The 12,363-nt window shown below is 68.3% G+C and carries 10 protein-coding genes; 6 read left to right on the forward strand and 4 right to left on the reverse strand.

The genetic code is table 11. From position 1 onward, the window contains the following. The 3 genes from QZ483_RS09285 to QZ483_RS09295 form a co-directional block, all read right to left on the reverse strand. Window positions 1-757: branched-chain amino acid ABC transporter permease (locus tag QZ483_RS09285; RefSeq protein ID WP_297083221.1), on the reverse strand; the 757-nt coding region annotated here is incomplete at its 3' end. Between the two features lie 4 nt (window positions 758-761). Beyond that, a complete protein-coding gene (locus tag QZ483_RS09290; RefSeq protein ID WP_297083223.1) occupies window positions 762-1,901 on the reverse strand; it encodes a branched-chain amino acid ABC transporter permease in 1,140 nt (379 codons plus the stop codon). Window positions 1,902-1,952: 51 nt separating this feature from the next. Next, window positions 1,953-2,366, reverse strand: a complete 414-nt coding sequence (locus QZ483_RS09295) for a PaaI family thioesterase (RefSeq protein ID WP_297083225.1) — start codon at window positions 2,364-2,366, stop codon at window positions 1,953-1,955. 56 nt (window positions 2,367-2,422) lie between these two features. Here QZ483_RS09295 and polA point away from each other — a divergent pair, with 56 nt between their 5' ends. Together polA and QZ483_RS09305 are read left to right on the forward strand one after the other, a co-directional pair. Further along, entirely contained in the window at window positions 2,423-5,080 is a 2,658-nt protein-coding gene (gene polA / locus QZ483_RS09300) for a DNA polymerase I (RefSeq protein ID WP_297083227.1), read from the forward strand. Between the two features lie 9 nt (window positions 5,081-5,089). After that, on the forward strand, window positions 5,090-6,109 hold the full coding sequence (locus QZ483_RS09305; protein ID WP_297083229.1) for a 6-phosphofructokinase: 1,020 nt from the start codon (window positions 5,090-5,092) through the stop codon (window positions 6,107-6,109). Here the strand turns inward: QZ483_RS09305 and QZ483_RS09310 are convergent. Next, window positions 6,106-7,416 (reverse strand): CDP-glycerol glycerophosphotransferase family protein, encoded by a 1,311-nt coding sequence (locus QZ483_RS09310; protein ID WP_297083231.1) that lies wholly within the window; start codon window positions 7,414-7,416, stop codon window positions 6,106-6,108. The two genes, QZ483_RS09305 and QZ483_RS09310, sit on opposite strands and share 4 nt — an antisense overlap. A gap of 54 nt (window positions 7,417-7,470) precedes the next feature. Here QZ483_RS09310 and QZ483_RS09315 point away from each other — a divergent pair, with 54 nt between their 5' ends. The 4 genes from QZ483_RS09315 (at window position 7,471) to uvrB (ending at window position 12,262) form a co-directional block, all read left to right on the forward strand. Continuing rightward, window positions 7,471-7,869 (forward strand): adenylyltransferase/cytidyltransferase family protein, encoded by a 399-nt coding sequence (locus QZ483_RS09315; RefSeq protein WP_297083233.1) that lies wholly within the window; start codon window positions 7,471-7,473, stop codon window positions 7,867-7,869. A gap of 130 nt (window positions 7,870-7,999) precedes the next feature. Then, on the forward strand, window positions 8,000-9,484 hold the full coding sequence (gene rpsA / locus QZ483_RS09320; RefSeq protein ID WP_297083235.1) for a 30S ribosomal protein S1: 1,485 nt from the start codon (window positions 8,000-8,002) through the stop codon (window positions 9,482-9,484). 70 nt (window positions 9,485-9,554) lie between these two features. Next, window positions 9,555-10,154 carry a dephospho-CoA kinase gene (gene coaE / locus QZ483_RS09325; RefSeq protein ID WP_297083237.1) on the forward strand — a complete coding sequence of 200 codons (600 nt, stop codon included), beginning with the start codon at window positions 9,555-9,557 and terminating at the stop codon, window positions 10,152-10,154. Window positions 10,155-10,189: 35 nt separating this feature from the next. Next, entirely contained in the window at window positions 10,190-12,262 is a 2,073-nt protein-coding gene (gene uvrB, locus QZ483_RS09330) for an excinuclease ABC subunit UvrB (protein WP_297083240.1), read from the forward strand. Window positions 12,263-12,363 lie beyond the last annotated feature (101 nt).

Raw genomic sequence — 12,363 nt, forward strand, 5'->3', positions numbered from 1 at the left:
CCGCTCCACCGAGCAGCAGCAGCGTCCAGATCCAGAACGTCGTGGGGCGGCCCATGGAGTCGGGTTGGACAGAGTTGCCAAGCGCCCAGACCACGCCGCCGAACGCGCAGATCACGCCGCCGATGACGAGCGCCTGCATCTTGTACGAGTAGACGTTCTTGCCGAGCGAGCGCACGGCGTCCTCGTCCTCGCGGATGCCCTTGAGCACGCGGCCCCACGGGCTGCGAGCGAGCTGCCAGAAGGTGAACGCGAAGAGCGCGACCAGCAGCCACGCGACCACGCGGAGCCACCAGCTCGACGACAGCGTGCCGTGATACGTCCAGAACAGGATCGTGATGTTCTCGTTCGGGAACGGGCTGAGGGCCTCGAAGGTGAACTTGAACTCGTTGCCGCGGATGCCGGTCGAGCCGCCGGTCAGCGGCTGCAGGCTCTGCGAGCGCCCGAGATAGCGCACCAGCTCGGCCGCGGCAATCGTGGCGATGGCGAGGTAGTCGCCTCTCAGCTTCAGCGTGGGCCAGCCGAGGATCACCGCGAACGTCGCCGCTGCGGCGCACGCGACGATGATCGCGAGCCAGATCGGTGCACCGTTCTGCGTCGTGATCGCGTAGCCGTACATGCCGACGAGCATGAAGCCGGCGACGCCCATGTTGAGCAGGCCGGTGAGGCCGAAGTGGAAGTTGAGGCCAATCGCGGCGATGGCGAACGCGGCCGTGGTGGGCGCGAAGACCTCCGCAAGAGCATCGAGCAGGATTTCCATGGTGTCAGCCCACCCTCTCCGCGCGTCCGAGGATTCCTTGTGGTCTCAGCAGCAGCACCAGGATGAGAATCGCGAGCGCTACCGCGTACTTGAGGTCGGTGCCGATCCACAGTGTCGACATCTCGACGGAGATGCCGACGACGAGCGATCCGACGAGCGCTCCAAAGGCCTGTCCCAGCCCGCCCAGCGTGACGGCCGCGAACATGAGCAGCAGCAGTCGTGCACCGACGTCGAACGCGGTGCCCGAGTCGTACAGGGCCAGCAGGATGCCGCCGACGGCGGCCAGGCCGGTCGCCATCACCCAGACGAGCCGCACCACGCCGTCGACGCGGATTCCCGAGGCCGATGCGAGGGCCGGGTTGTCGGACACGGCACGAGTCGCGCGCCCGAGCCGAGTGCGGAGCAGGAAGTAGCCGACGCCGGCGAGGCACAGCAGCGAGATCACGACCGACAGCAGGGTGATCTGGCCGATGTCGAACACGCCCATGTCGATGCGCTCGTCCGAGATGATCGTCAGGCGCACGCGCTGAGCGCCGAACCACCACTGGATGAAGTTCAGCATCGCCAGCGACAGGCCGATCGATACGATCATCTGCTGGACGATCGTGACCTTGCGGCGCCGCAGCGGCGACCACAGGAACTTGTCCTGGATCCAACCGGTGCCGGCGCAGAGCGCGATCGCGACTATCGCCGAGGGGATCAGTGGCCAGCCGATCGTGAAGCTCACCGGGATCAGCGGGAGGGAGACCTCCTGCTGCGTGGTGAAGAAGTAGGTGAGCAGCGCGCCCAGGGTGACTTGCTCTCCGTGCGCGAAGTTGCTCAGCCCCGTGGTGCCGTAGATCAGGGACACGCCCACGGACGCCAGTGCGAGCAGAAGCCCGAAGACGATGCCATTCACCAGCGTCTGCACCACCCGGTTGGAACCGGGGCTGGTCGCGGCGGTGGTGTCGATCGGTTCGGCCTCGGTGGGTGCGATGCTCGTGGCTGCCGCAGCCGCGTCGGTGGGCGCGGCGATGGCCGCGACCTCCGAGGTCGCCGCGACCGCGCTGGAGCCCAGCAGGGACATCGCGGTGACGGCGCCGGCAGCGAGGACGAGCACGATCAGCGCGCGCAGGACGGCGCGTCGGTCGATTGTCTTCGTCAAGATCCCCTCCAGATCAGGAATGTCCCTCAACATACGGCATTCATGTTTCGGTCATGTCTCGGGACGCGGCCGGATTGCACAAGTCAGTCGTGCTGTCGCCACCAGCCGGTCGGAATTGTCCACAATGCGCACGTCGTACGTCGCAATCGTGCGTCCGCGGTGCAGCGCGGTGGCCGTGCCGCGCACGGTTCCGTCGCGCATGGCACGGTGGTGCGTGATGCTCAGGTCGACGCCGACGGCGATCTCCTCGGCCTGGGCGTGCGCCATGGCCGCGAACGAGCCGAGCGTCTCCGCGAACGCTGCGGACGCGCCGCCGTGGAGCAGGCCATACGGCTGGGTGTTGCCCTCGACTGGCATCGATCCGGTCGTCTTCTCCGCCGAGACGTGATCGACGACGATGCCCATGCGGGTGATCAGGGTCCCGTCCACGAGACTGTCCAGCGCCTCTTCATCGATGTCCGCCATGGAGGACAGCGTGCCACAGCTCTGTCGGTGTCGGTGGGACCGGATAGGTTGACAGGGTGAGTGACAAGGACCGCCCCACCCTGCTGCTGATCGACGGACTCTCGATGGCGTTCCGCGCCTTCTTCGGGCTTCCCGTGGAGAACTTCGCGACGTCGACGGGGGTGTCGACCAACGCGGTGTACGGCTTCACGACCATGCTTGCGACCCTCATGCGCGAGCACGCTCCCACGCACGTCGCCGTCGCGTTCGACCTCCCGGGCGGCACGTTCCGCACAGAGCGTCTGCCGTCCTACAAGGGCACGCGCGACGAGACTCCGCCCGAATTCGAGCCGCAGGTGCCCCTGATCCGTGAGGTGCTGGACGCCATGGGGGTCGCCGCCGTCGACAAGGAGCGCTTCGAGGCCGACGACCTGCTGGCGACGTACGCGCGCCTGGGCCGCGAGGCGGGGATGCGGGTCCTCGTGGTCTCGGGCGACCGCGACACCATTCAGCTCGTCACGGAGGATGTGACCCTGCTGTACCCGCGCAAGGGCGTGTCGGACCTCGTGCACTTCACTCCCGCGGCGGTGGAGGAGAAGTACGGCGTGCGACCCGAGCAGTACCCGGACCTCGCCGCGCTCGTGGGGGAGACCAGCGACAACCTTCCCGGTGTGCCGGGCGTGGGGCCCAAGACCGCCGCCAAGTGGATCGGCATCTACGGCGGCCTGTCCGAGATCCTCGAGAGCGCAGATGACGTCCCCGGGAAGGCCGGCCAGAGCCTCCGTGACCACGTGGATCAGGTGCGGCTCAATCGCGAGCTGAATCACCTCCTCACGGATCTCGAGGTGCCGCTGAGCGTCCACGATCTCGAGTACACGGGGGCGGACGCCGCCGCGATCCACCAGGTGTGCGACGCTCTGCAGTTCCGCACGCTGCGCGACCGCCTGCTGCCCTTCGCCGCCGGCGACTCCACCGCGGACGCTCCGGATGCGCCCGACGAGGTCGAGGTCGTCACCGACGGCGCCGTGGCGGCGGTCACCGCACTCCGCGGGCCCGTGGCGCTTCACGTCGACGGACGGACAGGCGCGGATGCCGATGCCTGGGCGATCGGGGTCGCGACCGCAGACGCCGCCTGGGGCATCGACCTCGGAGCGCTCGACGCCGCCGCCGAGAAGTCCCTGAGCGCATGGCTCGAGGACGCCGAGGTGGAGAAGTCCCTGCACGCCGCCAAGGACGCGTGGCACGCGCTCGCATCGCGCGGAATCGACCTCAAGGGGACGGCTCGCGACACCCAGATCGCCGCGTTCCTGGTCAACGCGGATCAACGCGGCTTCGATCTGGCGTCGGTGCTTCAGCGCTATCTCGGCGTGACGCTCGACGGGGGAGCAGGCGGAGACGAGCTCGATCTCGGACTCGAGTCGTCCGCCGCGCACGCGTCCGGCATTGCCGCGGCGCACGTGGCAGCCCTGTCCGCCGAGCTGGACGCGGAACTGGACCGGCGAGGCATGACCGATCTCTACCGCGACGTCGAGATTCCCCTGGTCGGCGTGCTCGCCCGCATGGAGCACGCGGGCATCGCCATCGACGGCGAGGCGCTCGCGGAGCGAGCCGACGCCGCACGGGCTCGATCGGACGCCGCCGCTCAGGCCGCCTATGACGCGATCGACGGCGACCAGGTGAACCTCGGCTCGCCCAAGCAGCTGCAGGAGGTGCTCTTCGATCGCCTGGGCATGCCCAAGACCAAGAAGATCAAGACCGGATACTCGACCGACGCCTCGTCCCTCGCGGACCTCCAGGCCAAGAGCCCCCACCCCTTCCTCGAGGCGCTGCTGGCGCACCGGGACTCGACCAAGTTGGGCCAGATCATCGACACGCTGGCCAAGGAGGTGCGGGACGACGGCAGGATCCACACGACCTTCTCCCAGGTGGTCGCGTCGACGGGCCGGCTCAGCTCGAAGGATCCGAACCTGCAGAACATTCCGATCCGCACCGAGGAGGGCCATCGGATCCGCGAGTCCTTTGTCGTGGGAGAGGGCTACGAGACGCTCCTCACGGCCGACTACAGCCAGATCGAGATGCGGATCATGGCGCACCTGTCCGGGGACGACGGCCTCATCGAGGCGTTCAGGGCAGGCGAGGACCTGCATCGCTTCGTGGGAGCGCGGGTGTTCGGCGTCGAGCCGGCGGACGTCACGCCGGAGATGCGGTCCAAGGTCAAGGCCATGAGTTATGGACTGGCGTATGGGCTGTCGAGCTTCGGTCTCGCGCGTCAGCTGGGCCTGCCCGTGGGCGAGGCGCAGGCGCTCATGGACGACTACTTCGCCCGATTCGGGGGAGTGAGGGACTACCTCAGGACCGTGGTCGACAAGGCGCGGCAGGACGGCTACACCGAGACGATCATGGGCCGGCGCCGCTACATCCCCGATCTCACCTCGACCAACCGTCAGCGCCGTGACATCGCGGAGCGGGTGGCCCTCAATGCGCCCATCCAGGGCAGCGCCGCCGACCTCATCAAGGTCGCGATGCTGGGCGTCGATCGCGAACTCGGGGACCAAGGTCTTGCATCGCGCCTGCTACTTCAGGTGCACGATGAACTCGTGGTGGAGGTCGCTCCCGGAGAGCAGGACGCCGTGGAGGAGATCCTCACCACGCAGATGCACGATGCCGGCGATCTCTCGGTGCCTCTCGACGTCAATGTCGGCAGGGGCTCGAATTGGCGCACGGCCGGACACTAGAGTGGAGCCATGCGCGTAGGAATCCTCACCGGAGGCGGGGACTGCCCCGGCCTCAATGCCGCTATCCGAGCCGTCGTCAAGCGCGGCACCGCCGAGCACGGCATGTCCATCGTCGGGTTCCACAACGGGTGGCAAGGGGTGATCGACGGAGACGCGGTCCCGCTGACCCGCGACGACGTGAGCGGGATCCTCGTTCACGGCGGCACGATGCTGGGCACCGCCCGCTGCCACCCGCACAAGGTCGAAGGCGGCATCGAGGCGGTCCACCAGACCGTTGAGGACGAGAAGCTCGATGCGCTGATCTGCATCGGCGGAGACGGCACCCTCAAGGCGGCCTCGAAGGTGCACAAGTCCGGCGTCCCCGTCGTGGGCATCCCCAAGACGATCGACAACGACGTTGTCGGCACGGACTCGTCGATCGGCTTCGACACCGCGGTGTCCATCGCGACCGAGGCGATCGACCGCCTGCACTCCACCGCGGAGTCCCACAACCGCGTCATGGTGGTCGAACTCATGGGCCGCCACTGCGGGTGGATCGCCGTCACGGCCGGCATCGCTGGCGGAGCGGACATCATCCTCGCGCCGGAGGACCCCTTCGACATCGAGGTGATCGGCAAGAAGATCCGGCACCGTCACCGCTACAAGGACTTCTCGATCGTCGCCGTCGCCGAGGGCGCCGTCCCCGCAGAGGGCTCGGACTGGGACGCCTCTGACACGCTCGACGAGAAGGGCAACCCGATCGCCGGCCAGGTGGGACAGCAGGTCACGAGGGCGATCGAGCGGGTGACCGGCTTCCCCACGCGCCTGACCACCCTGGGCTACGTCCAGCGCGGTGGGGTGCCGACGGCGGCCGACCGCCTGCTCGCGACGCGATTCGGCATCGCCGCGATCGACGCGATCGCGGAGCAGAAGTACGGCACCTTCACCGCACTGCGCGGCGAGAGCATCGAGATGACGCCATTCTCCGAGATGGCGGGCAAGACCAAGTACGTCCCCGAGGAGCTGCTTCAGGCCGCCTGGGGACTCTAGGTCGCGCCGCCGCCGCCGGCCCGCGGCTCGATGCTCGGATCCTCGGGGTGGCTGACCGGCGGGTCGACGGTCCAGCCCGTGGGATGGTCGCTCGGCCCTCCGCGTCCCGTGAAGGGCGAGGCGTCCTCGCCCAGCAGCGCCACACGCACCACCGCCTCCGCCGCATGGCCGTCCTCGAAGGTCGCGAAGCGTTCGCGGAACGAGGCTCGCCGCGCCGCCTGCTCCGCTGACGCATCGGCGCCTGTCGCGAACGCCTCCGCCAGCGCATCGGCCGTCATGACGACGAGCCCCGGCGCGTCGCTCGTGACGTCGAAGTACGCGCCCCTGCTCGACCGGTACTCGTCCCAGTCGTGGCAGAACAGGACGATCGGCCGGTCGAGCAGCGCGTAGTCGAACATCGCGGACGAATAGTCGGTGACGAGCGCGTCCGACGCGAGGTAGAGCTCCTCGACCTCCCACCCCCGGGACACGTCGATGACCTGCTCGGGGACATCCGAGCGGCGGAGGTGATCGTGGTAGTAGTGATCGCGCACCAGCAGTCGCGTGCCCGCGGGCAGGGCGCGGGCGAAGGCTGACAGGTCGAACTGCTCCTCGGCGTGGCCGGTGCGCGTGCGCCAGGTGGGCATGTAGAGGATGGCGCGCTCGTCCTCGGCGAGGCCCAGGCGCGCGCGGGCGTCCGCGCGCACCGCCGGCGGCGTGGCGACCAGCACGTCGTTGCGCGGGAAGCCCACCTCCAGCGGGATGCTCGCGTTGCGATAGGCGCGCGCCCAGACCTCCGTGAGATACGGGCTCGTGGTCAGCGAGTACGTCCACCGCTGGCTGCGGCGGTGGATCGTCACGATGGTCTGGTCCGAGGGGCGATCGCCCGACCAATGCCGGTCGGCACCCATGTACTTGAGCGCGGTGCCGTGGTGGGTCTGCACATACGTCTGCCCCTCGCGCGGCGGCAGCGACCAGTGGGGATTGGCATCGTCGACGAACGCCGAGGCCGTCGCGGTGACGCGGAGGTAGTCGAGGCTGCGAGGAGTGACGAACTCGATGCCATCGGGCACCAGGTGCGCGTCGTCGTCGCGCACGATCCACACGCCCCGCAGGTGCGGAGCGATCTCGAGCTGCTTGCGGTACACGGCGAGAGGGTTGCCGCTGGGGACGCGGTGCCACAGGGACGTGTAGACCACGAGCTCGGGGTCGAGCGGGAGCCGGGAGTAGTGCCACCGACCGACGGTCCTGTCCTGCAGCACGCGGCCCGCTCGCGCGGCGAGGCCGGGCACCTGGCGGGCGCGTCCGCGGATACGGTCGAGGGGCACGCCCAGAGTATAGGCGCGAGGATGCACGCAGGCCGGTCCTCTCCTCTGGTGCCCATGACCCGCGTCCTCACGTTCGGCACGTTCGACCTCTTCCACATCGGCCACGTGAACGTCCTGCTCCGGGCCGCCGAGCTGGGCGACCACCTCACGGTGGGAGTGTCGTCGGACGCGCTCAACCACTCCAAGAAGGGCCGCTACCCGGTGTACCGCGAGGAGCACCGCATGGCGATCGTGAAGTCCTTGTCATGCGTCGACGAGGTGTTCGTCGAGGAGTCCTTGGAGCTCAAGGGCGACTACATCACGCAGCACAGCGCGGACGTGCTGGTGATGGGCGACGACTGGGCCGGCCGCTTCGATCACTACAAGGAGCTGTGCGAGGTGGTCTACCTGCCCCGGACGGCGGAGGTCTCCACGACGGACATCATCCAGTCCATCCGCGAGGACCTGGACTGACGCGACGTGGCGGGCCTTTGTGCTGAGGGCCGCTACGGGGTAGGATGATCGTTGGTCTCGTGCGCCCGCGTGCGTTTCCGACTATCCATATCCATACGATTCATCCACCCTTCATCGGAGCAACTCCTTAATGTCCGTATCCACCCCCGAGTCCACCCCCATCGCAGTCAACGACATCGGCTCGAGTGAGGATTTCCTCGCCGCGATTGACGCGACCATCAAGAACTTCGACGATGGTGACCTCGTCGAGGGCACCATCGTCAAGGTCGACCGTGACGAGGTCCTGCTCGACATCGGCTACAAGACCGAGGGCGTCATCCCCGTCCGCGAGCTGTCCATCCGCCACGACGCCGACCCGGACGAGGTCGTCACCGTCGGCGACACCGTCGAGGCCCTGGTCCTCCAGAAGGAGGACAAGGAAGGCCGCCTCATCCTGTCCAAGAAGCGCGCGCAGTACGAGCGCGCCTGGGGCTCGATCGAGAAGATCAAGGACGAGGACGGCGTCGTCACCGGTTCTGTCATCGAGGTCGTCAAGGGCGGCCTGATCGTCGACATCGGCCTGCGTGGCTTCCTGCCCGCGTCGCTCGTCGAGATGCGCCGCGTGCGCGACCTGGGCCCGTACATCGGCCAGCAGATCGAGGCGAAGATCATTGAGCTCGACAAGAACCGCAACAACGTGGTCCTGTCGCGCCGCGCGTTCCTCGAGCAGACCCAGTCGGAGGTGCGCTCGTCGTTCCTGACCGCGCTGCAGCCGGGCCAGGTCCGCAAGGGAACCGTCTCGTCGATCGTCAACTTCGGTGCGTTCGTCGACCTGGGCGGCGTGGACGGCCTCGTGCACGTCTCCGAGCTCTCGTGGAAGCACATCGACCACCCCAACGAGGTCGTCTCCGTGGGCCAGGAGGTCGAGGTCGAGGTTCTCGACATCGACATGGACCGCGAGCGCGTCTCGCTGTCGCTCAAGGCGACGCAGGAGGACCCGTGGGAGGTCTACGCCCGCACCCACGCGATCGGTCAGATCGTGCCGGGCAAGGTCACCAAGCTCGTGCCGTTCGGCGCGTTCGTGCGCGTCTTCGACGGCATCGAGGGCCTGGTGCACATCTCCGAGCTCGCCGTCCGCCACGTCGACCTGCCCGAGCAGGTCGTGCAGGCGGACGAGGAGGTCTTCGTCAAGATCATCGACATCGACCTCGAGCGTCGCCGCATCTCGCTGTCCATCAAGCAGGCCAACGAGGGCGTCGACCCCGCCGGCGAGGACTTCGACCCCGCGCTGTACGGCATGACCGCCGAGTACGACGAGGCCGGCAACTACAAGTACCCCGACGGCTTCGACCCCGAGACCCAGGAGTGGCGCGAGGGCTTCGACGAGGCCCGCGAGGCCTGGGAGGCGGAGTACGCGAAGGCGCACGAGCGCTGGGAGGCCCACAAGGTCTTCGTCGCGAAGCAGGACGAGCAGGCCGCCGAGGCCGAGGCCGCTGGTGCGGCCGCTCCCCGCAAGCGCGGCCCCAAGGCCGATGCGGGCGCGTCCTACAGCTCGCAGGACGAGGCCGCCGACGAGGGCACCCTCGCGTCGGACGAGCGCCTCGCCGCGCTGCGCGAGAAGCTCACGGGCAACTAAGCAGCATCACCCGACAGGGCCGCGACCTCGATGGAGGTCGCGGCCCTGTCGCGTATGCGACACTTTCGCCATGCTTCGGATCGGACTCACGGGCGGCATCGCCGCAGGCAAGTCGACGGCATCGGCGCGCTTCGCCGAGCTCGGCGCGGCCATCGTCGACCACGACGTCCTCGCGCGGCGGGCAGTCGAGCCCGGCTCTGCGGCGCTCGTGGAGATCGTGCGCGCGTTCGGCGACCGCGTGATCCGCGACGGGGCGCTGGACCGGCCGGCCCTCGCCGATGTCGTGTTCCACGACGACGCGGCGCGCGAGCAGCTCGACGCGATCGTCCACCCGTACGTGTTCGCGATGTCGGGAGCCGCGGACCGGCAGGCGCGAGCGGAGGGCGCGCACGTGGTGGTGCACGACATCCCGCTCCTGGTCGAGGCGGGCGGGAATCGCGACTTCGGCATGGTGGTGACGATCAACGCGGACGAGGACGTGCGCATCGAGCGCCTGACGGCGTCGCGAGGGATGACGAGGGCCGATGCGCGGGCTCGGGTTCGGGCGCAGGCGTCGGACGAGCAGCGCGCGGCGATCGCGGACGTGGTCCTCGACGGGAACGGCACGGCAGACGACCTGCGCGCGCAGGTGGATCAGTTCTGGGAGCTCCACGTTCCCCGGACGCCCTGACGCGAGTGTCGGACCCGACGCGTAGCGTATATCCCATGTCAGAGGATCTGCGCCGGTCGGATGCGCCGTTCGAGGTGGTGTCCGAGTACCGGCCCTCGGGAGACCAGCCCAGGGCCATCGACCAGCTCGCTGAGCGCATCCAGGCGGGGGAGCAGGACGTCGTGCTGCTCGGCGCGACCGGAACGGGCAAGTCCGCGACCACCGCGTGGCTGGTCGAACGGCTGCAGCGCCCCACGCTCGTCATGGCGCACAACAAGACGCTCGCGGCGCAACTCGCCAACGAGTTTCGCGAGCTGCTGCCGAACAACGCCGTCGAGTACTTCGTGAGCTACTACGACTACTACCAGCCCGAGGCCTACGTCCCACAGACGGATACCTTCATCGAGAAGGACTCCTCGATCAACGAGGAGGTCGAGCGGCTGCGCTACTCGGCGACCAATTCGCTGCTCACGCGCCGCGACGTCGTCGTCGTGTCATCCGTGTCGTGCATCTACGGTCTGGGCACTCCCGAAGAGTACATCCAGGGCATGGTGACGCTCGCGGTGGGCGACGTGGTCGACCGCGACGCGCTGCTGCGGGAGTTCGTGCAGATGCAGTACTCCCGCAACGACCTCGCCTTCACGCGTGGCACATTCCGGGTGCGGGGCGACACCGTCGAGATCATCCCGGTGTACGAAGAGCTGGCGATCCGCATCGAGATGTTCGGTGACGAGGTCGAGGCGCTCTACACGCTGCATCCGCTCACGGGAGACGTCGTGGAGCGACGCGAGCAGGTGCACCTGTTCCCGGCGTCGCACTACGTGGCCAGCGAGGACCGGATGAACCGGGCGATCTCGACGATCGAGGTCGAGCTGGGGGAGCGCCTGCAGGAGCTCGAGCGTCAGAACAAGCTGCTCGAGGCGCAGCGCCTCAAGATGAGAACCACGTTCGACCTGGAGATGATGCGCTCGGTCGGGACGTGCTCGGGGATCGAGAACTATTCGAGGCACATCGAGCAGCGTGCGGAGGGGACGCCGCCGCACACGCTCCTCGACTACTTCCCGGACGACTTCCTGCTGGTGATCGACGAGTCGCACGTGACGGTCCCGCAGATCGGTGCGATGTTCGAGGGCGACACCTCCCGCAAGCGCACCCTGGTCGAGCACGGCTTCAGGCTGCCGTCCGCCCTGGACAACCGGCCGTTGAAGTGGGCCGAGTTCCAGCAGCGGATCGGGCAGACGGTCTACCTGTCGGCCACGCCGGGGAACTACGAGCTCGAGCGCGCGGACGGCGTGGTCGAGCAGATCATTCGTCCCACCGGCCTGGTGGACCCCAAGGTCGTCGTCAAGCCCACCGAGGGGCAGATCGACGACCTGCTGGAGCAGATCCGGGAGCGCACCGAGCGCGACGAGCGCGTGCTCGTGACCACGCTGACCAAGAAGATGGCGGAGGATCTCACCGAGTTCCTGGCGGAGCGGGGCGTCCAGGTGGAGTATCTGCACTCTGATGTCGATACGCTGCGACGCGTCGAGCTGCTGCGCGAGCTGCGCATGGGGCGCTACGACGTACTCGTGGGCATCAACCTGCTGCGCGAGGGCCTCGACCTGCCCGAGGTCTCGCTCGTGAGCATCCTCGACGCCGACAAGGAAGGCTTCCTGCGCTCCGGGACGTCGCTCATCCAGACCATCGGTCGAGCGGCGCGCAACGTGTCGGGCGAGGTCCACATGTACGCGGACACCATCACGGACTCCATGGCATCCGCGATCGACGAGACCAATCGTCGCCGCGAGCTGCAGATGCGCTTCAATGCGGACAACGGGATCGACCCCACCCCGCTGCGCAAGCGCATCGGCGACATCACCGAGATGCTCGCTCGCGAGGAGGCGGACACCGCGGACGCCCTGGCTCAGGCCCAGCGTGCCGGCAAGGGTGCGGCGGGGCGGTCCGCGCCGGCGGTCGGGTCGCCCATGGCCGGACGTCCGGCGGAGGAGCTGTCGCAGCTCATCGAAGACCTTTCGGCGCAGATGCGGGAGGCCGCGGCCGAGCTGAAGTTCGAGCTCGCGGCGCGGCTGCGCGACGAGATCGGCGAGCTCAAGCGCGAGCTTCGCCAGATGATCGACGCCGGCTGAGCCGGGCCCGCCCGCCGCGTAGGATTGCACGGTGACCGACCCCTACGTATGGACCGCGACCATCGCCCTGATCGTGGCCCTCTTCGTGTTCGACTTCGCCG

This window comes from uncultured Demequina sp., assembly GCF_913055775.1.
Lineage (GTDB): Bacteria > Actinomycetota > Actinomycetes > Actinomycetales > Demequinaceae > Demequina.

Excerpts from the sequence above, each read along its gene's own strand:
- uvrB (WP_297083240.1), top strand. The coding sequence starts at position 10,190 with ATGTCAGAGGATCTGCGCCGGTCGGATGCGCCGTTCGAGGTGGTGTCC.
- QZ483_RS09315 (WP_297083233.1), top strand. The coding sequence starts at position 7,471 with ATGACCCGCGTCCTCACGTTCGGCACGTTCGACCTCTTCCACATCGGC.
- QZ483_RS09295 (WP_297083225.1), bottom strand. The coding sequence starts at position 2,366 with ATGGCGGACATCGATGAAGAGGCGCTGGACAGTCTCGTGGACGGGACC.
- coaE (WP_297083237.1), top strand. The coding sequence starts at position 9,555 with ATGCTTCGGATCGGACTCACGGGCGGCATCGCCGCAGGCAAGTCGACG.
- rpsA (WP_297083235.1), top strand. The coding sequence starts at position 8,000 with ATGTCCGTATCCACCCCCGAGTCCACCCCCATCGCAGTCAACGACATC.
- QZ483_RS09305 (WP_297083229.1), top strand. The coding sequence starts at position 5,090 with ATGCGCGTAGGAATCCTCACCGGAGGCGGGGACTGCCCCGGCCTCAAT.